Here is a 22,456-nt window from a genome sequence, read left to right on the forward strand (position 1 = left end):
GCATAGCGGCTGGGGTGGTCTCTCTCATGGGGACACTCTCCACCTTAAATCCTTGTCAGTCAAGGGTTTTGCTTTTATTTTACCTTTTTTACCGTTTAAGTCCCGCTATCGAATCCAACGAAACGCCCAACGTAACGACCAGTTCTAAATTTACTTACTTCCCCCCGAAGACCGCGTTCGACGCCAAACACGTTCTCGTCAAACCCAACCTCGGCTATCCCGTCGCCGCTCCCGTAACCGTCAGCATTCCTGTTTTAAACACAGTGTTACAAGGATTGCGTCGCGCTAGCCCTAACGCCACAATTTCGATCGTCGAGGGCGTATGTTCTGCTGTATCTTTAGCTGAAATTGCCAGTCTTCACGGCGTTTACGAACTTCTCGACGAGGGAATGCAACTCCTCGACGCGGACACCTTACCACTCAGTGAATATCCCAACCGATCGCCCTCTCCCGTGCGATTTCAAACCCTGCTCGCACCGAAGCTATTACAAACAGTCGATTGTCGGATTAGTGTCAGTGCGTTCAAACGGACGCAACTTAAAGGGGAACCGTTAATTTCTGCGTCCTTAAAAAATCTCTACGGCTTGTTTCCCCGCGCCAAATATAAAGCGAGAAGTCCTAACTCGCGCGGACAACTGCACCGTCCTTCCGTTCCTTCGGTGTTGCAAGATGTCTATTTTTCCATCGGACATCTGTTCGATGGCGGTGTGGTCGATGTGACTCAGAAGTTCGTCAGTCACGACTGGAAACCCGATCGCGGCGAGGCGATCGCAATCGGAAAGATCGTCTGGGGAAACGATTTAATCGATGTCGATCGCACCGCCTGTCAAATAGCTGACGAACCGAATCCGATCTATCTCGACGAGATCGATCGAATTCGGACTGGCGGACGTCAAGTGTAATGGAGAAATCAAGCCAAGTCGAACAACAACACTTCTGCTTCAGACAGAGCAGAAACGTCTAACGCTTCCGTTTTCTCCACGGACACCGCATCTCCGCCGCTGAGGATCGTTCCGTTGACTTCAATGTCGCCGCGTACCACCTGCAACCAAGCGTAACGCTGCGGCGAAAGTGCGTACGTTAGTGTTTCTCCAGGCGACAGAATTGTGGCGTACAGCAGTACGTCTTGATGTACCGTCAGCGATCGCTCTCGTCCGTCGAGAGAGGCGACGAGACACCACCGTCCCCGTTTGTCCGCTTCAGAATAGGTTTTCTGTTCGTAACTCGGCGGGAGTCCCCGTTGGTTGGGGAGAATCCAGATTTGCAACAACCGAACCGGATGCTGCTGCGAACCGTTGAATTCACTGTGAGCGATTCCCCTTCCCGCCGTCATCCGTTGCACTTCTCCGGCTCGAATTCGCGATCGCCCTCCCGTACTGTCTTCGTGTTCCAACACCCCTTCGAGGACATACGAAATAATTTCCATTTCCCGGTGAGGGTGCGTGCCGAACCCCGTTCCACCCGCCACTGTGTCTTCGTTCACGACCCGCAAACTGCGAAATCCCATAAAATTTGGGTCGTAATAATTCGCAAACGAAAAAGAATGGTACGATTTTAGCCATCCGTAATTTGCTGTTCCACGTGCTTCAGATTTGCGAACTGCTAACACGATTTGTCCTCCCAAACTCAGCGATCGCCTTGCATTTCAATTTAGTCTAGCTCGTTTCTAAATTGTTGTGACTCCCATCACAAAACGGTGGATTTTGTGTCGCTTTACACTGACACAGTGCCACCTTTTTAGAGTCTGACACTTCAAAGCTGACAGGTGTAAACTGCGTCCCTTGGTGAGAGCCGTCGCAGAATGGTTGTCCGGTAGAAAGACCACAAGAACACCAGTAATAACTTCCCGGTTCTAGCGTCGAGACCCAAGGATTTAAATCTGCAACTTTCGGAGATTCCATAATCGTTCTACCACAATTTATAACAACTATATTTACTGTAGCAACCCAAAAGATATACTGTAAAGTATGCACTTTAAAGTAAGCCAGTACCCAAAAAGAAACTATGGGACTTGCCCACGTCAACCCAGAACGGCCGACCTGTCCGGTTGAGACCACCCTCCGCGCCATTGGCGGCCGCTGGAAGGTTCTCATCCTGCGAGAACTGTTTCAAGAGGTCAAGCGGTTCAACCAACTCCACCGCGCCCTCGACGGTATTACCCAAAAAATGCTGACCCAGCAATTGCGGGAAATGGAAGCTGACGGACTGGTACTGCGAACGGTATATCCTCAAGTTCCACCGAAAGTCGAATATTCTCTCACCGAACTGGGAAGGAGTCTCAAGCCGATTCTCGATGCCATGCACGATTGGGGCGAACAGTTTTTCGAGCGTCGCCACTCTCTACCTACTCGCTCGACCTCAGCCGAATCGAGATGATGTTTGACCCGTTGACACTTAATCCGCAGTACGTTGAGTTTTTGAACAAGTCCCCGCAAGAGCGTTTGTACGACTTACAACAGCTCGGTTGGGCTGGATATGCCGATGTTCTGACGCAGATGCCGCTAACGGCAAACAACGTCCGATGCGTCGCGCACCTGCTGGAGAGTTCCCCAAACACCGATCCGACCTCCCAGTTTCTCGATCTTGCAGAAGCGGACTTATCGGGTTTAGTTCTCGACGGAACTCACTTGGTTCGTGCCAACCTGTCTGGTGCGAACTTACAAGGCACTCGTTTGATGAAAGCCGATTTACGTTTCGCCAACCTATCCGGTGCCAATCTCGCCGATGCCGACTTGCGAGGGGCAACTCTTTACCAAACCGTGTGGATCGGGGCGAAGGTGATGGGATGTCGTTTCGATCGCAGTATCGGATTGACGCTGAAACAATCTGCCAGTTTGAAACGTCGAGGCGGTCTTCTCAAGCTGGCGATGCCATAATTTGGGGTCGGTGTAGAAACGCTCGAGCGTCGGCGGTTGTCACTGACATGAAGCTCAGCGACGCGCAATGGAAGGGTTAGTGCGGGCCGATCGCCCTCTCTACGAGAGGAACGGTCAGTTCTGGTTCTTTCAGCTCTCGACTCTTAACTGTTGAGGGTGGGTTCGGTTTCGCCAGAGCGATACTGCATCGCACTTCTGGCTGTAAACACAGACCCACCCCGGAGAGAGAGAAGATTTTGGAATAAGTAAATTCAGGCAAGGTTGGAATTGAAACGGCTCACAATCGCGAACGCAAATAACAAATCTCAAGAACTGATGGTATAGGATGCACCCGACTGAAAAACACGAGAAAGAGAGCGTAGTGTTCGAACGCAAACGAGTGAGGTCGGGACTCACCATCTAAGCAACAGCGGTCTCGAAGGCGCTGTGACTGTCAAACATCTCGAAAACGCGATCGAGTTGGGTTAACTCGAAAATAATGCGGATTGCGGGAGATACCGAACACAAACCAAATTTGATGTCGATCCGGTGTGCCAGTTTTAAGGCCGACACTAATGCCATCAATCCCGCACTATCGAGGGATTCCGTTTTTGCCATATCGACCAACACCACAGGCGTTTTGCGAGCCGAGACAGCAGAGGTCAGTTGTTGGCGCACTTGCTCGGCGTTAGCAGCGTTGAGATGACCTTCAAGGCAAACAACGGTTACGTTCGGGTGAGTCGTAGCGGTCTGCATAACTTTATCCTTATACTTAAACTGAACTGTTGCGTGTCATGTTACGACGATATGCTATCCCTCTCGGAATCGGCTACCCAACCCCTTTGGGTTTGCGGAATCTTTGTTTTACGACCCCGTTATGTAAAGATTTCAGAAAGGCTCGTTTCGAAAAAGTATCTCTAAATACCATCTGAAATCTTTATGTTAGGGTTGGACGGCAAATTGACATAAAAGTTCCCCACGTCGAACCGGTGTAATTTTGCAGCGATCGAGATCACGTTTTTAGGCATGACGCGATCGCATGAGTTGAAGGCACTTCGACCGAAAATGATGGATATCGCATTCTTTTAATACCCATGAAAGCGTCAGCGGCAATCCGTCATCTCGTCGAAAAAGCGCTGTACATTAAACGCTTAACGCCCGATCTCGAAAACCAGATCAATGCCGAGCTAACTCGGATGGGATACATTTCTGATGTCGATTACGAGGCTTTAGAGCTATTGATGGACGAGATGGATCGCGGCCGCATTCAACTCGTCGCGAGTCCATAGAGGGTTCGATCGCCCGATTTCCATCGTTCTCAAAAACAGTTTTAACCCTTAAGTTTTCTAAGCACACTTCGAGTTTCATAAACTCTCAAATTGTTTGACTCGAGCGACATAAAGCTTTGTATCGATATAAAAATTAACGATGTCGAAATCAATGTTTCGGAGACGGGAACAGTTGTAGCGGGTTTCAGAGGGGCGATCGCTTGAAATCCACTCGCGATCGCGAGCCACAAGCGGTTACGATCGAGTGCATCTCAATTTCGTAGAACGACCCCTCCGCGCCTCGACTGAGCGCTCGCCGAACGTCCTTCGGCGCCTCCCCTTACTAAGGGGAGGATGGGTGGGGTTCCGATCGCAAAAGTGAGATGTACCCGTTACGATCGAGATCGTGCAGCCGAAGCATCGATCGAAGAGACATCGCAGATGACGCCAGACCTCCAAGAGCAGATCTCAACCCTTCAAGCTACTATCGACACCCTAGAGAAAGAACGGGCTGCTTTAGCCGTTCGTCCCGTCCTTCCCGAGAGCGACGCCCCCGAAGCGATCGTCGAAGCCTACCGTTCCCACGCACGAGCGACGGCTCGACAGGCCGCCGAAATTAAAGGGATCGACGACGCCATCACCGCCTTAAAAGACAGACTGCGAGAAACGAAAGCCCTCATCGGCCGCTATCGCGAACACCGACGCGATCCCGTCCGCGAAGAAATCGAACGAGCGAAAACCGAAGCCGAACGCCACGCCGATCGCATCAACGAGCTGGCGATCGAACTCACTGACGAAATTCGCGCCCTCAAAGCGATCGCCGACGATCTCAGCCCTTTATATTGGCAATACGAAGGAAAACCCTTCATCACCGGATTCAAGCGCATCACCGTTCCCGACGTGCGCTCCGACGGTGCTGTCTGGCGAATCGTCAACCGCATCGTTTGAAATGGAGAGGGGGAGAGGGGGAGCAAGGGAGAGGGGGAGCCAAGGGGATGTAAAATCGCCTCATCGTCTCTTCACCTCTTCTCCTTCACTCAACTCAGCTAGTCCACGATCGAAGTCGAACACCTCAGCAAAAGCTACGGAAACCGACAGGTCTCACCTCTTCATCACCTCACCTTCCCATTCCATCGTCCCAAAACAGCTACGCCATGATCGAAGTCGAACACCTCAGCAAAAGCTACGGAAACCTACACGCCGTCCGCGATTTATCGTTCTCCGTCGCCGATGGCGAAATCTTGGGATTTCTTGGACCCAACGGTGCGGGAAAAACGACGACGATGCGAATTCTCACCGGGTTTCTTCCCGCCACTTCGGGAACCGCTCGGATTGCGGGGTTCGACGTTCACGATCGATCCATGGAAGTTCGCCAGCGCATCGGCTACCTTCCCGAAAATCCGCCTCTTTATCCCGAAATGACCGTTGAGGGGTTTTTACACTTCGTCGCTCGTATTAAAGGCGTTTCCGCAGGCGATCGCACGAACCGCGTAAACATCGCCATCTCTCGCTGCGGCCTCGTTGAATACCGTAAAACGCTTGTTCGCAAGCTTTCCAAAGGCTATCGCCAACGGGTGGGAATCGCCCAGGCGATCGTTCACGATCCTCCCGTTATCGTTCTCGACGAACCCACCGTCGGCCTCGACCCCCGACAAATCATCGAAGTCCGCCATCTCATCAAAAGTTTAGCGGGCGATCGCACTATTATCCTGTCTACCCACATTCTCCCCGAAGTAAGCATGACTTGCTCTCAGGTCGCCATTATCAACCGAGGAAAACTCGTCACCACCGATACCCTCGACAACCTGATGGGACAACTGACGGGAGGAACCACCTACGACATTGAAGTCGGTGGCGACGTAGATGGCGTCGAGTCGGCGATTCAGTCCTACTTGGGAAATCTTCCCGAGGTGCAGTCTGTCGAACCGTTATCGAACGCCGAACTCCCCGAGTACCGTTTCCGTTTCCGCGTGAAAGCCGAGCCGGGTTGCGAACCAGGAAGCGAGATCGCCGCCGCCGTCCTTCATGGAAACTTAAAATTGTTTGAGATGCGACGAACTCGAGCCAGTCTCGAAGAGATTTTCTTGCAACTCACCACTGAAGAGAAGTCTGAAGAAATGTTAGAAGAGGTATCTCGAGAAACCTCTGAAGAGGTCTCCGTGGTTGGTTCTGAATCGTCGGACACTGACTTGTCGGATGCGACATCTACGATCGCGATCGCCCCAGAAGGCGAACCGTCCCAAATCTCCGACACAACCCACAGCGAAACGAGTAACGACGGCGACGCTGACGACTTCTCCGATGAAGATGAAAACGACACCTCAAAATCTGAGGCTTAATGCTTGAATTGAATTTAAGATCGACTCAAGCTTTCGATATTAAATTGTTTAATTCAATCGAGCGATCGTGGATTTTTAAAAACATTTGAAATCATGAAACAAGTCCTCTCGAACATTATCGCAATCTATCGAAAGGAGCTTCAAAGCTATTTCGTGTCTCCCCTAGCAATGGCAATTGCTGGAATTTTCTGGCTCATTGCAGGCTTCTTTTTTACTACCATCCTCCTCGATCCCCAGCGAGGAATTCTCGCACAAGTCGCCGCCCAAACTGCAATGGAAAGTCAAATGGGAGTCGAAGCCCCACCCATCGACGTTCCCTATCAATTCATGCAATTTTTTCTCAGCACGATCGCATCACTTTCCTTATTTATTCTTCCCATTTTATCGATGGGACTCTACGCCGAAGAACGAAAACGAGGAACGCTAGAACTGCTCGCCACCTCTCCACTTTATAACTGGACTGTCGCCACAGGCAAACTACTCGGCGTCGTCACCTTTTACGCCACGCTGACCGCCCCGTTACTCCTCTACGAAGCCATAACTTTCAGCAGTGCAGAACCGCCGTTTCCACCGACGATTCCCCTTCTCGGACACTTGGGATTAATTCTACTGGCGGCCAGCGTGCTGTCCTTGGGAATGTTCGTCTCCTCCCTAACCGATAGCACCATTCTCTCGGCCGTTCTCACCTTTGCCCTAATTCTCTTTTTATGGGTGATAAACCTCATCGCGGAAAACATCGGCGGTGCGTTTGGCGAAGCCTTGGGACATCTTTCACTTCTAGAAAACTACAACACGCTCGTCCAAGGAATCGTCGATACCAGTAGTATAATTCTGTTTGCGAGTTACATCTTTCTGGGGATCTTTCTCACCGCACAGTCGATCGAAGCCCTGCGCTTCCAACGTAGCTAATTCACAGGCGAACGACTTTTCCTATGCGCGATTTCCTTCAAAAATACTGGAACGCCTTACTCTGGCTGGGCTTGTTTCTCGGCGTCGCCGGATTGTCCGCCGGGGGCGTATCTGGCGTTTGGGTTCCCGTTCCCGCCATATTGCTAATCGTGGGAATCGTTCTGTTGGGAATTTGGCTGATTTACCAAGGACAGTTTAGTCAGGGTTTTTGGAAGCGGCGATCGACCGAAGCGGGAACGAACGCCCTCTTCGCCACCCTCTCCGTGTTCGTTATCTTAGGAATCGTCAACGTTCTGGCCGTTCGCACCTCCGCCCGTTTCGACTTGACCGAAACCCAACGGTTTACCCTCGCCCCCCAAACCCAAGAAATCCTGCGAAATCTGGACGAACCCGTGAAAGTGTGGGTGTTCGGTAACCAACCTAGCGCCACGGATACCGCCCTTCTCGAGAACTACGAACGGTTAGCCCCCCAACAGTTCGAGTACGAATACGTCGATCCGCAAACCAATCCCGGCTTAGTACGGGAGTTTAACGTCGGACAAATCGGCGATGTCTACCTCACCGCAGGCGAACGACGCCAGTACGTGCAAACCGTCGGTGTCGAACCGCTCTCCGAAGCCAAACTGACGAACCGTCTCGCCCAACTCTATAGCGGCGATCGCTTCACCGTCTATTTTCTTCAGGGTCACGGCGAACTTCCCATCGTCCCCGGTGGCGAAGATTCCCTGTCTAAAGCCGTTCGCGCCCTCGAAGACCAAAACGCCCTCGTCGAACCCCTCAACCTCATCGAAGCCGGAAGCGTTCCCGACGATGCGTCTGTCGTTATCGTCGCCGGCCCGACTGAGGAACTCTTCGACCCAGAAATTCAAGCCTTACAAGCTTATCTCGACAACGGCGGCGGCGTGTTACTCCTCATCGATCCCAATACCGACCCCGGTTTGACGGACTTTCTCGAGGCTTGGGGCGTAACCTTAGACGATCGCATCGCCATCGACCCCGAACGCTGGGTTCAAGGTTTCGGCCCCGCAGCCCCCCTCGTCATCGACTACGGAACCCATCCGATTACGACAGATTTCGGGCGCAATTACTCCCTGTTTCCCGTCGTGCGTCCGATGCAATACGACGACGTGGAGGGAATCGACACCTCGCCGCTGCTGTTTACCAGTAATGCGAGTTGGGCCGAACAGAATATCGACGAAGGCCCCGATTGGGAATTGAATCCTGAAGAAGACCGCCCCGGACCGCTGGTGTTGGCGGTGGCGTCGAGTCGAAAACTGGAAACGCCGGAACCTCAAGAAACCCCCGAACCCACAACGGAAGGGGAAGAGAATTCAGAAACCGAAACGGACGCTGAAGCGGAAACGTCTGAAGAGACTAACGCTGAAGAACCTGTCGAAGAACCGGCCGATGAAAACGCCGAGGCCGAAACAGAAACGCCGGAAGCGACAACGGAAGAAACGGTTGAGGAGAACGCCGAGGCGGATGCAGAACCCCCCGAAACTGAAGCAACTCCCGAACCGACTGCGTCTCCCGATACCGAGGCGGCTGAAACGGAAGACTCTGAAACGGAAGACTCTGAAGAAACCGTTCCCGAGGCGCGATTGGTGGTCGTCGGCGACTCCGACTTTACGACCGATGCGTTTTTCGACGGACAACTCAACGGCGACTTTTTCCTCAACGCGGTGGAATGGCTGAATCCCGAGACGGAAGAAACGCTGTCGGTTCGTCCGCGAGAAGATGTCGATCGCACCATCGCCATGACGCCCCGACAAGCGCGACTTCTCGGGTGGACGGCGTTAGTCACGTTTCCAGTTATCGGGTTCGCCGCCAGTGCGATTTTGTGGTGGACGCGACGATAACATCCATTTAGCGGGAGATCGTTTCCGTTCCTGCGATTTCCCCAAAAATTTCTGTGGACAACTCGTGCAGTTCTCGATCTTTGAAAATTTCGAGATAAGTCGGGTCGTGGATAAAGTTTTGAAACCGTTCTAAAACTTTCAAATTCCTCGCCTTTCCGTCCAAACTTTGCTTGTCAAAGGAACTTCCTCCTCCGTGGTGAGTAATGGTATTTAATCCATTATCTGTGAATTGCAAATCGAGCTTTCGGGCGAGTTGATGACGGTATTCTCGATCGAGAAACCAGTGGTTAAAATTGATAATGACTTTGCGATCGGGTAAATATTGCGTTTCTCCAAGGAACTCTCTCGCGTAAGATTTCCATAGCTCGATAATCTCCGGCGTGATTTCCCAATCGGCTTTTAACCAACTTGCAAAGGTATTGTAGGGATCTCGCAGGATTAACAGCGAGTAGAGATCTTGGCTTTTCCCGACATGGGAATTTAAGTAGTCTTGATTTTTGAATATTTCTTCAAGCGATCGATTTTCGTAAGAACAAAGCAAGAGTTCTTTGGCAACTAGCGCTCCTGACTTATCGCGATCGCTCGGCCAGTATTCAAAATTGCGATAAAAAAGCCCCCAGTTTTTATACCAGGGATTCTGTTGAGGAAAAATGCCATTAATGAAGCAAGTTTTGAGAGGTTTTTGGGAGATAATCCAATTAATAACGGCGTGATTTCCAGAGCGTTGTAGTCCACAAAATTGAAACAACTTTTCGTTAATTGGATATCCCAAGCTCGCCCTGAATTTTCTCAGCGACGATCCCAAACGATAAGTCGTTCGTTTCAAACTGTTCATGAAGGCACTCGACCTCTCAGCGCGATCGCAAAATTAACTCGAACTGAATCAAAGTCTAGTTTGAATTGAGTGCGATTGTCGTTCCATCGCGAACTATTTAAGAAAGTGCGTTGGAAAACGGCTCTCAATCCTTCAGTTCTAAGGCAATCTTATGCGATGTACGTGAGATTTGTCAGGCGATCGGGGCGAATTCCTAAAAATTCGATCGCGTTTCCCTTACCGCACTTCAGACACCGCTTCCCCAACGTACTGAATTCGGTAAATGCGGTTGTTGGCTTCTTCGGTAAATAACAAACTCCCATCCGGTAACACTAACACCCCCACCGGACGACCCCAAGTTGTGGGAACGCTGGGGTCGAGGAGAAATCCCGTCAGGAAATCTTCGTAAGTCCCCAGGGGACGACCGGATTCGTCGAAGGGGACGAATACGAGTTTGTATCCCGTTCCGCGATCGCGATTCCAACTTCCCCGAAACGCCACAAACGCGCCGTTACGATATCTCTCGGGGAAGGTTTCGCCATCGTAAAACTGTAACCCCAACGCCGCCGAATGGGACTGAAACAGTACGTCTGGGGTTTGAGTTTGCGCCGCTAAATCTGGGTTGGTGCTTTCTCCGTTGGCTTGGGTATGTCGGGGATCGAGGAAATTCGGCGACAAATACGCGTAAGGCCAGCCGTAAAATTCTCCCTCGCGAATTCGTGTCAGATAGTCAGGAACCAGGTCGTCCCCCAACCCATCCCGTTCGTTGACGGCGGTGTAGAGTTCTCCGGTTTGGGGGTGAAGGTCCAATCCGACGGGATTTCGCAACCCTGACGCAAATACCTGCGCGTTGGACCCGTCTAAATTCATCTCCATGACTGAGGCGCGAGGAAGGGGTTCTTCGCTGACGTTCGATCGCGACCCAACCGAAACATACAATTTATCGCCTTCTGGGGAAACCACCACGTTTCGCGTCCAATGCTGGCGATATCCCTGTCCGGGGAGGTCGGCGATTTTCTCGAAGTCTCCTGAAATTTCCCTTTGACCCTCGGTATAGGGAAAGCGAATGACCGCATCGGTGTTTCCGACATAAAAAGAGTCCCCCGCAAACGCCATCCCGAAGGGAATATACAGTCCGTCGTCTGCATCGGCGAAAATTCCCGTTTCGTCCGCGACGCCATCGCTGTCGGTATCCTTCAGCCAACGAATTCGCGTTTCGGGGGTTTCTGTCACCAACACTTCCCCCGTCGGCGTCAACGCCAACCATCGCGGACTCTCTAAATTCTCCGCGAAGACGTTGACTTGAAATCCGGGGGGAACGTTCAAAACGGGATTTTCGGGAATCGGAACCACTCGCGGCGGATTGGAGGCGCTTTCGGTGTGGTAGGGTTCGGGAAGGTCGGAAACTTGAATCGCGATCGCTTCGGGAGATAATTTCGCCGTCGAAATGACTTTTGCGACTGAAGCGGGACTCGGTGTCGTCTCAGACGAGTTTTGTGAATTTGGTAAATTTGGCGAATCCGTTGGGGACGACGTAGAACTTGGGGTTTCGACAGCTTCGTCTGAGGCGCACCCCGTAGCGAGGAATATTGAAAGCAGTACAATAGAAACAATTTTGGCTGGCATCGATCGAGACCCTCCGCTGTGCGAAACCATTGTTAGCGAATGAGATGATGGGCGAATGAGACGAGGCGTTGGGGCGTGACGCAGAAAGTTGTCAATTTCGGGTCTACACTCAAGATTTTGCGGCCGTGTCACGCATCCTTGTCTGTTGGCGGTGTACATTGGCGGTGCGTGACGGTCGATCGGTCTCGCGATCGACACCCAGTTTTTCAAGTCACGCACCCTACCACTCTCCACTCTCCACGCTTCACTGATAACGCCTCCATGCTGCATAATGGTAAAGTTTTCCAGTTTTGTCCTAGCGCGTTAATCCCACTGTTTCCACTATGCGAACCCACTATTGCGGCACTGTCCGAAAAGAACACATCGGCAAAACAGTAACATTCTGCGGTTGGGTCGATCGTCGCCGCGATCACGGGGGCGTGATTTTTGTGGATTTGCGCGATCGCACTGGCGTCGTTCAGATCGTCGGCGACCCGGAACGTACCCCTGAAGCATACAAACAAGCGGACGCCCTTCGCAACGAGTACGTCGTTCGCGTCACGGGAACGGTTTACGAACGTCCCGAAGAGTCCCTCAACCCGAAACTCCCCACGGGAGAGGTGGAAGTTTACGCTGAGACGATCGAACTTCTCAACAGCGTCCGCAAACAGCTTCCGTTCCAAGTCAGTACCGCCGAAGCGGAAAACGTGCGGGAAGAGTTACGGTTGAAATACCGCTATCTGGACTTGCGGCGCGATCGCATGGCGAATAACATCAAACTTCGCCACGAAACGATTAAAGCCATGCGCCGTTTTTTGGAAGATGAAGAAGGATTTCTGGAAGTCGAAACGCCAATTTTGACGAAATCGACGCCGGAAGGGGCGCGGGATTATTTGGTACCGAGTCGCGTCAATCCGGGGGACTGGTTTGCACTTCCCCAGTCGCCACAATTGTTCAAACAGTTGTTGATGGTGTCGGGGTGCGATCGCTACTATCAAATCGCCCGTTGTTTCCGCGACGAAGACCTTCGCGCCGACCGACAACCGGAATTTACGCAGTTGGACATGGAAATGAGTTTCATGTCCTACGATGAAGTCATCGACCTGAACGAAAAACTCGTCGCCCATATTTATAAGGCGGTGAAAGGGATCGATCTTCCCCGTCCGTTCCCCCGGATGACCTATCAAGACGCGCTCGATCGCTACGGAAGCGATCGCCCCGATACCCGTTACGGATTGGAACTGGTAGACTTGTCGGATTTGATGAAAGATTCCGGCTTCAAAGTCTTTTCCGGTGCGGTCAAATCCGGCGGAATCGTCAAAGCTTTACCAATTCCCAACGCCAGCAAACTCATTTCTAACGTCCGCATCAAACCCGGTGGTGACTTGTTTAAAGAAGCCGCTGAAGCCGGAGCAAAAGGGTTGGCGTACATCCGCGTCAAAGAGGGTGGAGAAATCGACACCATCGGCGCGATTAAAGACAACCTCAGCGACGAACAACGCCAAGAGTTGTTAACGCGAACCGACGCCGAAGCCGGACATTTGCTGTTGTTCGGGGCGGGAGATGCAGATACGGTCAATAAAACCCTCGATCGCTTGCGTCAAGTCATCGCCCGCGAGTTAAACATGGTAGACGACAGCAAAATTAACCTGCTGTGGATTACCGATTTCCCCATGTTCGAGTGGAACGCCGACGAGAAGCGTCTCGAAGCCTTACACCACCCTTTCACAGCCCCCAATCCCGAGGATTTGAACGACCTCAAAACAGCGCGTGCGTTAGCTTACGATTTGGTTTTGAACGGAAACGAAATCGGCGGGGGAAGCCTGCGGATTTACCAGCGAGAAATTCAAGAAAAGGTATTTGAAGCCATTGGCTTGTCTCAGGAAGAAGCCAACGAGAAGTTTGGTTTCTTGATGGAAGCCTTTGAATACGGAACGCCGCCCCACGCTGGAATTGCGTATGGGTTAGATCGTCTGGTGATGTTGTTAGCCGGAGAAGAGTCGATTCGCGATGTCATTGCCTTCCCGAAAACGCAACAAGCCCGCTGTTTGTTAACCGATGCGCCCTCGCCTGTGGATAAGAAGCAGTTGAAGGAACTCTACGTTTCTTCGACGTTCAAACCGAAGGAGAAGAAGGAGTCGTAATCGCCTGTTGTGGGGTGAAATTCTCCAGATCCCCGGCATCTCCAAGATGCCGGGGATCTTATACCGGAAGTGCTAATCGGGAATTTTTCCACCCAAAACTGATGTTTTTGCAAAAGTGAGATGCACCCGTCGTAATCGCCTGTTGTGGGGTGGAATTCATCCACCCCAAAGGTTACAGAATTCACCAATCTGAAGTTGTCTTCTGAGATGCACCCCTTTTCACCTTAAACCCGGAAGACCCTTAAATCTCTGCTTTCCATAATAGGTGTGACCATTTTTGACGCGATCTTCACTGCCGCATTGGGGACAAATCATAAGCATAAACCACAGAAAAATCTTTTCATCATTACTGTATAATATCACCGATTTACAGCAAGTTGGCTTGAGATAATTTCGCGATCGCCTCTACTTTTGAGTTAACCCCCAGTTTTTGATAAACTCGCCGTAAATGCGTAGCCACCGTCCAAGGACTAATATTCAACTGTTTGGCGATGCACTTGTTCGGTAAACCCGCCGCCACTAACTCAACGATCGACTTTTCTCGAGGACTCAAATGGATGTGGTGAAACGTTTCAGGATTCTTCAAAAGACACCGAACCACATAATAAGGCGTTCCGTCGATATCCGATTCAAAAATCACTTCGTGAACTGTGTTTCGATCGCAATGTAAAACCTTTTTCGAGGAGGTCGTCTCAATTTGCTGGACGAGACGTTGTAATAAAGTTTGAACCATCATGGTATTGATCTCAGGGAGTGCGTTCGATACCCGATCGAGCAGTCTTAAAGAATTTCTAAGAGATAAAACTCTAGAAGAACACTCAACCCACATTGCAACCCCGATGTGTTTCTAAACTAACGTCGGTCTACGTAAAAACACGTAGAGCTGTGTCGCTTTTACAGGCGGTTATAGAGGAGGTGACTTGTTGGGGGTGGGGGGTTCGACCCGTTCGATGCGGTCTGACAGCGCGATCGCTCGCTCGGATTGTGTTTGCGTTTGCTACCACAAAATCGTAAAAATGTCAAATCTTGTCAGACGATCGCGTCATCGTCCGATCGCCGATCGGCTTGAGATTCCTATCCCTCGATCGAGTGTCGCTTAAAAATGGGACTGAACGATGGGTGCAGGCGATCGTTACAACGGTAAGCAAGTCAAGCAACCCAAGTTACCCTCACCGACAACGCAACCATGCAAAGTAGCAGTCAACTCCCCAACCGTTTCAGTACCGAACTCCTCATCGAAGGACAAGTACAACTCCTCAAAGATAGCGATTGTCCTCCCGACAACTTACCGCTTGTCGCCTACGCCTTCACCCCACAAGGTCGGTTTCTTAGTTCCGACAACGTCGAAGCCAGCGGAAGTTTCAGCATAGCGGTGAAACTTCCCGAACCCAGCGACATCGATCTGTACGTCGGCCCGGAAACCGACCCGAAAAAAATTCGCCAGTCCTCCGCTTACCGTCAAACCTTCCGAGCCAAAGAGTGGATTCAGGACAATACGGGATATCGACTCAAACCCGTTTTAGACATCCCCCCCCTCGTCTGGCGTCCTTGGTGGCCGCGTTACGTTTGCGTGTCCGGTCACGTTCGCAAACTTCTCGGGAAAATTGGGAATTTCCCCATCGGGTGTTCCGTTCCCTACGTCAAAGTCGAGGTGTTCGATGTCGATCGCGAAGCCTGTTGGTTCCCTTATCTCGATCGCCTGCGGGACGTTCTGCGCGATCGCCTGACGATTCCCGTTCCCGAACTCCTCGAACGCGTTCCCGAACCCATCGACCCCATCGATCCGCCACCGCTGGCCGCCTTCTCGAGAGCGATCGCCGAACCCTTACCCACGCAAGTCGCGCAACTTCCCCAACTGACCCTGACGTCCCGACTCGCACCTTGGTATCTTTTCCCCCGTTGCTTCTACAGCAAACAAAAACTCTGCGAAACCCGTACCGACGAAAACGGCTTTTTCCAATGCTGTTTCCGCTGGTTCCCCTTCTCGATTCGTCGCGGACGCCTGCGGTACGACGCCAAACCCGATATTATCGTGCGCGTGACGCAAATTATCGACGGAATCGAGCGGGTACTGTACCTCGACCCCTATAGCAACACCCGTTGGAACGAAACCAACGCGCACATCGATCTCTATCTCGAAGACGACGATCTCGACTGTGGAGAAGGTGGAACTCCCCAACGTCCGCCGGGAAACCAGGTGTTCTTTACTCGCATCGGCGACGATGAGGTGTACGACATCGACCAAACTTCGGGATCGTACGAAAAAGCTCCCTATCAAAACGTGGTCTATGGTGGTTTTCTGCGAATTTACGCGCAGTTTGGCGATAACTTAAGCGACGGTTCGCCGAAACGCTACTATCGTTTATCCTACGCCGCTAAGGGAAGCAGCAACTTCAAGCCGATTAAACCTCGGGTTCTCTCGGATACGCGAGTCGATAAAACCACCCTCGTCGGCGAAACTTACACCCTCGGTCCGACTGTCGTGGGAAGCGAAGCGGGGTTGTACGAAGTCCGCAACTTCGAGGATTATTACTGGTACAATCCCGATCTCATCGGATATTGGAACACGCCAGACGACATCCCCGATACGGGTGCGATCGCTCTGCGGTTGGAGGTGTTCGACGACAGTGGAAACAAACTCACCTCGGCGACGGTAGACTATCGCGACGGAACTACGACACCGGGAAGCGAACTCGCTACGATGACGGACGCTTGCGATTTGGTGTTGACGGTAGACAACAATCCACCGGAACTGGTGTTAGACACCCCTGCGAAAAACCCATGCGGCGTGATTCCGTCCTCGCAGATTCCCACTCTCGCCTTTGGTGTGAAGGTCTCTCAGAAATACAACCGTCTTTATAGCTGGAGTTTGACTTACAGCAAGGGAACGACGAATTCTTTCCAATACGCGACCGACGACAATCCGGCGACTCCCGGCGTCAACGAACGAAGTGCGCGTCGCGAAACCACAGGAATTTCTACCCCCGTCGATACGTCCTTCGCCGGAACGAAACTCACTACGGGTTTGACGCATACTTGCGCGTTCGTGGTTCGGTTGGTGGCGTATCCCCACATTCGCGACGGTCGCCAGTTTATCTATCGCCGTGAAGTCGAAAAGGCGATCGCGATCGATTTCTAGCCTCGATTTTGGGTTTTCAAGTTTGCCTCGTTCCTCAGTGCAACCGTCCCCGTTTCTCAAAAAACGGGGATTTTTTTAGATCGATTTTCTATAGCAGTACGACTTCGTTTGCGGCTTGTTTTCAGGATAGATCGTTACGGTATGGGGTTTTCAGCCGATCTGTTTCCGCAAACCATTTAGGATTGCTATAGTAGACTTTCCATTAGCCCTGAAGTACTGGGATTCGAGCGTTTATTTTGAATCTCGATCTCGACGACGCCAAAACTCATCTGTTTCCGCTTGTTGTGCTTTCCAGTTTTGACGATGAGCTTCTTCTAAATTGTTATTAAAAATATCGACAATCCCTTTTTCTATTTCCTTATATTTTTGACTGCGAACTGTATGGACGGGTTGAATTGCGGAAATTGCAGCGGCTCCCAAACTTTTTACAACACTCTTTTGAGTTTGTTCTGAATAGCGCTTTCCCCTTTTTACGTACCAAGCGAACATTTCACAGTTATTCGTACAAATATTGTACATTCCAAAGCGATCGCCGTACTCGTTCGCTCGCGATCGCTCTGCTTCTGTCAATTTCACCGTTCCTCGCCATTCAACCCCTGCTGGACCCCATCCCACGGAATTCTTGAAGTCCCCATTTTCGCTGAGATAGTAATGACGAGCGATTCCGGCAGTGGTTTCGATAGGAATGCTGTAGATTCCAACGCAACTTTCCATAAAATCCAGTGCTTTGTCAAATATTGCTAATTTTAGCGAATTCTCCCACTGTGCGATCGCCCCAGTTTATAGTGTTGACTTTTTGTTCAATATCGAGCATACTGAAACTCGTCCCGAATCGCTTCTCATCTTCAAGGCTTTGTCACAGCGTTGTCACAATTGACGAGTACGCTAATGAAAAATTCCCAAGGGAGAGAGACTCCATACATCCACTATCACGCCGATTACTGCCATGAAACCCAACACGACTCACCCCCTCACGCAGTTTTTGCGACAGGACTTAAACCTTTCTGAAGACGCGATCGCTCTGGCGACTCGTCAGGCTCCGACCAGGCATCACCTGCCGATGGTACTGTGGCAATACGGCTTGGTAAGCTTGAGCGAGTTAGAGCGCATTTGGGACTGGGAAAGCAGCGAAGCCTAAACACTACATTTTTAGACTAAGGCGGCGCATTTTTCCCAACGTCCGGGCTTTCATCAACTGACGGAACTGTTCGGGGGTAAGCGATTGCGGACTGTTAGAGAGGGCTTTGGCCGGGTTTGGGCGAACTTCGATCGTCAACGCATCCGTCCCAGCGTCGATCGCCGCTTTGGCCAGGGTGGGAAAACGACACCCACCCCGTCCCATAATTGGGATCGATGGTAATGGGAAGGTGCGTCAGCGATCGCAACACCGGTAACACGGCCAGATCGAGGGTGTTGCGGATGTAACGGCAAAGATTCACGTTCCCACGTGCAAAGATTAAAAAATAATAATTATGGGATATTGTACTCAAATACATCGGGTGCATCTCACTTTCGTAAATACACAAGTTCGGAAATTTGTCAATATATTCCTCAAGGACTGCTAGAAGGGGATTTACTCATTTCAGTATTTATACTTATTGCAGAATTGAGATGCACCCAATACATCTGTAGTGTGTAGTAATATGTGGAATGACAGAGTGAAAACAGTGCGATAAAAGGCAGGGTGTATTCCGAGCTGCTCGAACTTTAGGTTTTAGCGAAAAGCTTGAAACTGCTGTAACACGTCACTTTCAGCTCTTTAGTTATACCACATTGGTAAAGTACGTCAATCCTTAAGAGTGCCATGCAAACCTCCCAAAAACAATTAACTATAGATCGAATAAAACAGATCGGTTATATAGATAGATACGTACGGAAAATAAAGAATGTCGTAACAATCTGAAACAAAGTGCAAATCCTTTACCAAGAGATACATACCGCTGGAGTTTTGGCTAATTCAAAAAATACGTTATTGAGAATGTATTGGTTTTACAATAAGCAACTAGATATAGTGGTTTATTGGGGTCTTCGGAGTTTGTGGTTATAAATGTATAGCATGATACAAAAAATTGAAGATTCGAGAGCCAAAACCCTTGAAATCTCGTGAAGTTAGTTTTTCTGTCACCCTAAACTCCGAAGAGCCTTTATTGCATTTAGTCAAAAGGCCAAATTCCAGTTTTGCAATTGAAAACCCACCCCTCCTTTGCGAGAGTTAGGGGAGGTTCCGAAAGACCTTCGACGAGCGCAGTTCGGACGTTCGGTGAATTCGATAGAACTGTCGAGTCGCTGAGCACTCATTGTCGAAGCCTAAGTCGAGGCGCGGAGGGATAATTCTGCAAAATTGAGATGTATCTTTATAAAGGTAAGAATATTAGAGCTTCGATCGGTACATAACAAAAGTCGGGGTGGTAATTTTTGTCATATTTACAGTAAAACTGCTCCTACCTTCTGGTTTGCTAATAGCCAGTAAATCCGAAAATTGGGTTTCGTGAATCCAATTTCATTAATCTCTTTAACGGGTGCATCTCAATGGGGTGCATCTCACTTTTGCAAAAACATCAGTTTGGGGTGGCAAAATTCCCGATTAGCACTTCCGGTATAAGATCCCCGGCATCTCCAAGATGCCGGGGATCTGGAAATTGAGTGCGCCCAATTCGATGAATTTACATTTTTGAGATGCACCCATCTCAATGGATGTAAAAATATGAGTTTGAAGGTAGGTTGGACTTCGGCAACGCTGCCATCCATGGATGGAGCGATCGCGAAACCCAACAACAGCTCAATTCAGTGCAGAGACTCCGATCTGATAAATTTACATTTTTGAGATGCACCCTATTCAACACTCCTACCCTCAAAATCAGGGAATTTAGGGAATGGAATGTAATTAGTTGTGTAAACCAAGACAATTCACACAAAAATGAAAAAACTAATTAATTTTAGCATGACGCTAATTTTAGCGTTGTCTATTAGTCTTTTAGGCATTGGAGATGCCTCAGCAACCACATTAAAAGTCGAACTGTATCCGTGGGTTCCTCGGATCGACCAATTTGAAACTGCCATCAAAGCCGAATGGGCAAACGTTCGACCTGATGTTGATTTAGAGTTCATTTCTTCGAGTTCCGATCCGAGCCTATCATGGGATGGAGGGTATCATACCGACCCTTCCCCAGACGCGGATGTGTATGTGTTCGATGCCATGTTTTTTGACTACTTTCGCAATAAAAACTTGCTCGAACCCATACAGGCGAGTGAAATCAACAATTTGAACGACTTCGTTTCCTACGCGATCGATGGAGTTCAAGTCAATGGAACCTATTACGCCATTCCCCAACTCGGCTGTGCGAATATCCTGTTTTATCAAAAAGGGGATACTGCAATTGCCAAGGCAACGAACCTCAGTGAAATTAAAAATGAGTTGTGCTCTTGTAGCTATACCAGCGAGATTCCGCCCGATCGTCGAGGTATCATGCTCGATATGGTGGGTAGCACGACCAACGCTTCTCTTTATATCGACATTGCCCATAGCTTGACCGGACAATATCCCTTTCCATTACCTTGGAACCAATCGCAATTGAACGCCGAGGCGATCGACAATATGCAAGAGTTGCTCGCCATGTCAAGCTATGAGAATGCAACCGATCCAGACGGTTCGATTAAAGCCTACGAACGAGCCGCATGGTTTAGTGACGGTTGGGGACGCGCACTCATGGGCTATACCGAAGCCATGTCAAACATGAGTGAGAAGACGCGGCAAAACATTGGCTTTAAAGTCATGCCGCTTTCCAATGAAGACGAATCCTATCCCGGAGTCTTCTATGCTGATGTCATTGGGGTGAATACGACCACCGAACAGCGGGGAACCCGCGACTTAGCGGTTCAGTTAGCCAATACAATGGCAGCCTCCACCACGATGGTCGCCAGTATTGGTGCAGATGCCAGCAATTCCTATCCTCAGTATTTGATGGCCACTCGTCCCAGCGTCTTCAACACCCTGAAACAATCGTTCCCACTGTATGGAGATATGTTTAGCCTCATTACGGATAACAATCCCATTATGTTCAAGGTGAACGAGCAGTCTCGTACCTGGCTCGGCGAAATGGCCAGCGAGATTCGGACTGACGCGAGGGAGGATTATTCTTGCGGGTGCGATTATAGCTCGAGCCAATTGATTCCTAACAACAGTGCGGCGGCGGCAATTTGCGAGGCGACCTGTAGCGATCGTGGTGGCTGGAGCGGTCAGTGGACGAATGCATACCCGGCGGCGGAAAAACCAGGAACCTCTGTTTGCGGTTGCAACGCCTGTTCTTTCTGATGAGTCTGACGGCGGATCTCAGTGAGGTTAAAAACTCCTCAACCCCTTTTCCTGTTGGGTCTCGGGGAGTGTCAAAACCGAACACGTTGAGGTGAATCTCACGGTTCGCCAAGAGAGTCGCAACAGAATTCTCGAAGCCCGTCTGGTTTGTCAGATCCCCGGCATCTCCAAGATGCCGGGGATTTCATAGAGTACTGAGCTGTTCTTGATAGGATTTTGCCGCAAACCATTTAACAATGCGGTATGTCGGTTGAAGGGAGTTGGCTTGCTCGATCGCAGTGGAACGACGCTTCGTATGAATACTCTTCCACCTGCGTCCTGCGAGGTGGCGGTGTCTTGATTAGAAGGGCTTATCCCTCCCGACAGGCGGTATTCTCGCCGAACCGCCAGAACTTTGGCTGGACTGCTCCCCCAAGTCGTTTCCGCTGTGGGGCTTTTGGTTAATTTTTTTCGCCTAGAGTCCGACCTGTACGAACCGACTCAGGGGACTTATAGGTTGGGTTTCCCTTTCGCTGAGAGGTCGTGCCTCCAGGTGGTTCGCAATCTCATTGCACCCTTTGCCGTACCGCTCAGGATAGGGCAATTCTAGCATAGGTTCGTTGGCAATTCGTCGCCCACCTGTTCCTATGTGGTTGAATGCGGGCTAATTTTGTTTCAAAAAAATAAATCCAATCGCTCCGGGCAAACGAACAATAGTCAAGAGAGCAAAATTCTTCAGGAAATCTGACTCGCCATGAAATCTCTAGTATTTTCCGCCATTTCTGCTTTTATCGTCATCGCAGCCCCTGTTTCTCTTCCGGTCTTAGCTAAAACTTCGATTCCCGAACCCGTTTCGCACAAGCAAGCCAATCGATCGACCCTCAGATCCGGAACCTTCGAGGCAGTCGAACACCCCACCCAAGGCAGCGCTCGCATTATCGTCGAAAACGGACGGCGTTACCTAGAAATCAGTCAAGATTTTCGCACAGATGAGGGCCCCGATCTGTTCGTCGTCCTCCATCGATCGACCTCTCCCGGCCTGCACTTCAACGAAGGCGACTATCTGACTCTCGGAGCCCTTCAAAGTACGATGGGCGTACAGCGCTACGAAATCCCGAATAACGTCAATCTGTCTGATTACAACTCAGCCGCCGTCTGGTGTCGTCAGTTCAACGCCACCTTCGGCGCTGCCACCCTCAACTCGGTGATGTGAATTGTCCCCACTCTTGACGC

22 protein-coding genes and 1 pseudogene are annotated in these 22,456 nt (G+C 50.5%); 14 read left to right on the forward strand and 9 right to left on the reverse strand.

Annotated features, from left to right (window positions below; translation table 11 throughout):
* Positions 1–902, forward strand: a 902-nt coding sequence (locus GEI7105_RS0124960) for a DUF362 domain-containing protein (protein ID WP_342662865.1), incomplete at its 5' end; no start/stop codon positions are given.
* Between the two features lie 8 nt (positions 903–910).
* On the opposite strand, the gene GEI7105_RS0124965 is transcribed toward GEI7105_RS0124960, so the two are convergent.
* Together GEI7105_RS0124965 and GEI7105_RS35490 are read right to left on the reverse strand one after the other, a co-directional pair.
* On the reverse strand, positions 911–1,609 hold the full coding sequence (locus tag GEI7105_RS0124965) for a pirin family protein (RefSeq protein WP_026097948.1): 699 nt from the start codon (positions 1,607–1,609) through the stop codon (positions 911–913).
* Positions 1,610–1,655: 46 nt separating this feature from the next.
* The gene (locus GEI7105_RS35490) at positions 1,656–1,901 is read right to left on the reverse strand and encodes a CDGSH iron-sulfur domain-containing protein (RefSeq protein WP_071592138.1); all 246 of its coding nucleotides are present in this window, start codon (positions 1,899–1,901) and stop codon (positions 1,656–1,658) included.
* Positions 1,902–2,004: 103 nt separating this feature from the next.
* On the opposite strand from GEI7105_RS35490, the gene GEI7105_RS0124970 reads away from it, so the two are divergent.
* Together GEI7105_RS0124970 and GEI7105_RS0124975 are read left to right on the forward strand one after the other, a co-directional pair.
* Entirely contained in the window at positions 2,005–2,376 is a 372-nt protein-coding gene (locus GEI7105_RS0124970) for a winged helix-turn-helix transcriptional regulator (RefSeq protein WP_017663129.1), read from the forward strand.
* Positions 2,377–2,417: 41 nt separating this feature from the next.
* Positions 2,418–2,876, forward strand: coding sequence for a pentapeptide repeat-containing protein (locus tag GEI7105_RS0124975; protein WP_245555500.1), 459 nt, complete (start codon positions 2,418–2,420; stop codon positions 2,874–2,876).
* Positions 2,877–3,275: 399 nt separating this feature from the next.
* Here GEI7105_RS0124975 and GEI7105_RS0124980 read toward each other — a convergent pair whose 3' ends face one another.
* The gene (locus tag GEI7105_RS0124980) at positions 3,276–3,611 is read right to left on the reverse strand and encodes an STAS domain-containing protein (protein ID WP_017663131.1); all 336 of its coding nucleotides are present in this window, start codon (positions 3,609–3,611) and stop codon (positions 3,276–3,278) included.
* A gap of 338 nt (positions 3,612–3,949) precedes the next feature.
* Between GEI7105_RS0124980 and GEI7105_RS0124990 the strand changes: the two genes are divergently transcribed.
* From GEI7105_RS0124990 to GEI7105_RS0125015, 5 genes are all read left to right on the forward strand, one after another.
* A complete protein-coding gene (locus tag GEI7105_RS0124990) occupies positions 3,950–4,144 on the forward strand; it encodes a hypothetical protein (protein ID WP_017663133.1) in 195 nt (64 codons plus the stop codon).
* A gap of 357 nt (positions 4,145–4,501) precedes the next feature.
* Positions 4,502–5,071 (forward strand): AAA family ATPase, encoded by a 570-nt coding sequence (locus GEI7105_RS0125000; protein ID WP_245555501.1) that lies wholly within the window; start codon positions 4,502–4,504, stop codon positions 5,069–5,071.
* Between the two features lie 206 nt (positions 5,072–5,277).
* Entirely contained in the window at positions 5,278–6,462 is a 1,185-nt protein-coding gene (locus tag GEI7105_RS0125005) for an ABC transporter ATP-binding protein (RefSeq protein WP_017663136.1), read from the forward strand.
* Positions 6,463–6,555: 93 nt separating this feature from the next.
* Positions 6,556–7,371: an ABC transporter permease gene (locus GEI7105_RS0125010; protein WP_017663137.1), complete on the forward strand. Its 816-nt coding sequence runs from the start codon at positions 6,556–6,558 to the stop codon at positions 7,369–7,371.
* 23 nt (positions 7,372–7,394) lie between these two features.
* On the forward strand, positions 7,395–9,230 hold the full coding sequence (locus GEI7105_RS0125015; protein WP_017663138.1) for a Gldg family protein: 1,836 nt from the start codon (positions 7,395–7,397) through the stop codon (positions 9,228–9,230).
* A 7-nt stretch (positions 9,231–9,237) separates the two neighbouring features.
* On the opposite strand, the gene GEI7105_RS32440 is transcribed toward GEI7105_RS0125015, so the two are convergent.
* Both GEI7105_RS32440 and GEI7105_RS0125025 read right to left on the reverse strand, forming a co-directional pair.
* Positions 9,238–10,065, reverse strand: coding sequence for a hypothetical protein (locus GEI7105_RS32440; RefSeq protein ID WP_017663139.1), 828 nt, complete (start codon positions 10,063–10,065; stop codon positions 9,238–9,240).
* 216 nt (positions 10,066–10,281) lie between these two features.
* Positions 10,282–11,670: a PQQ-dependent sugar dehydrogenase gene (locus GEI7105_RS0125025; protein ID WP_017663140.1), complete on the reverse strand. Its 1,389-nt coding sequence runs from the start codon at positions 11,668–11,670 to the stop codon at positions 10,282–10,284.
* Between the two features lie 323 nt (positions 11,671–11,993).
* Here GEI7105_RS0125025 and aspS point away from each other — a divergent pair, with 323 nt between their 5' ends.
* Entirely contained in the window at positions 11,994–13,793 is a 1,800-nt protein-coding gene (aspS, locus tag GEI7105_RS0125030; protein WP_026097950.1) for an aspartate--tRNA ligase, read from the forward strand.
* A 219-nt stretch (positions 13,794–14,012) separates the two neighbouring features.
* On the opposite strand, the gene GEI7105_RS41310 is transcribed toward aspS, so the two are convergent.
* Together GEI7105_RS41310 and GEI7105_RS0125035 are read right to left on the reverse strand one after the other, a co-directional pair.
* Entirely contained in the window at positions 14,013–14,114 is a 102-nt protein-coding gene (locus GEI7105_RS41310; protein ID WP_445958326.1) for an IS1/IS1595 family N-terminal zinc-binding domain-containing protein, read from the reverse strand.
* 46 nt (positions 14,115–14,160) lie between these two features.
* Positions 14,161–14,529, reverse strand: a complete 369-nt coding sequence (locus GEI7105_RS0125035) for a response regulator transcription factor (protein ID WP_017663142.1) — start codon at positions 14,527–14,529, stop codon at positions 14,161–14,163.
* A gap of 450 nt (positions 14,530–14,979) precedes the next feature.
* Between GEI7105_RS0125035 and GEI7105_RS0125040 the strand changes: the two genes are divergently transcribed.
* Positions 14,980–16,932: a hypothetical protein gene (locus tag GEI7105_RS0125040; protein WP_017663143.1), complete on the forward strand. Its 1,953-nt coding sequence runs from the start codon at positions 14,980–14,982 to the stop codon at positions 16,930–16,932.
* Positions 16,933–17,163: 231 nt separating this feature from the next.
* Here GEI7105_RS0125040 and GEI7105_RS0125045 read toward each other — a convergent pair whose 3' ends face one another.
* Positions 17,164–17,646, reverse strand: a complete 483-nt coding sequence (locus GEI7105_RS0125045) for a hypothetical protein (protein WP_017663144.1) — start codon at positions 17,644–17,646, stop codon at positions 17,164–17,166.
* Between the two features lie 232 nt (positions 17,647–17,878).
* On the opposite strand from GEI7105_RS0125045, the gene GEI7105_RS0125050 reads away from it, so the two are divergent.
* Positions 17,879–18,070, forward strand: a complete 192-nt coding sequence (locus GEI7105_RS0125050; RefSeq protein WP_017663145.1) for a DUF2949 domain-containing protein — start codon at positions 17,879–17,881, stop codon at positions 18,068–18,070.
* A gap of 3 nt (positions 18,071–18,073) precedes the next feature.
* Here the strand turns inward: GEI7105_RS0125050 and GEI7105_RS0125055 are convergent.
* Positions 18,074–18,398, reverse strand: a pseudogene (locus tag GEI7105_RS0125055) (3-deoxy-7-phosphoheptulonate synthase); the annotation flags it as partial.
* Positions 18,399–19,849: 1,451 nt separating this feature from the next.
* Between GEI7105_RS0125055 and bcmE the strand changes: the two are divergent.
* The 3 genes from bcmE to GEI7105_RS0125065 all read left to right on the forward strand — a co-directional run bounded on the left by bcmE (position 19,850) and on the right by GEI7105_RS0125065 (position 22,436).
* On the forward strand, positions 19,850–21,244 hold the full coding sequence (gene bcmE / locus GEI7105_RS0125060; protein WP_026097952.1) for a thiamine pyridinylase: 1,395 nt from the start codon (positions 19,850–19,852) through the stop codon (positions 21,242–21,244).
* A gap of 205 nt (positions 21,245–21,449) precedes the next feature.
* A complete protein-coding gene (locus tag GEI7105_RS40635; protein ID WP_281167037.1) occupies positions 21,450–21,584 on the forward strand; it encodes a hypothetical protein in 135 nt (44 codons plus the stop codon).
* 393 nt (positions 21,585–21,977) lie between these two features.
* The gene (locus tag GEI7105_RS0125065) at positions 21,978–22,436 is read left to right on the forward strand and encodes a DM13 domain-containing protein (protein ID WP_017663148.1); all 459 of its coding nucleotides are present in this window, start codon (positions 21,978–21,980) and stop codon (positions 22,434–22,436) included.
* The last annotated feature ends 20 nt before the right edge of the window (positions 22,437–22,456 follow it).

Origin of the sequence: Baaleninema simplex PCC 7105, from assembly GCF_000332355.1 — a bacterium.
Classification (GTDB): Bacteria; Cyanobacteriota; Cyanobacteriia; order Cyanobacteriales; family Geitlerinemataceae; genus Baaleninema; species Baaleninema simplex.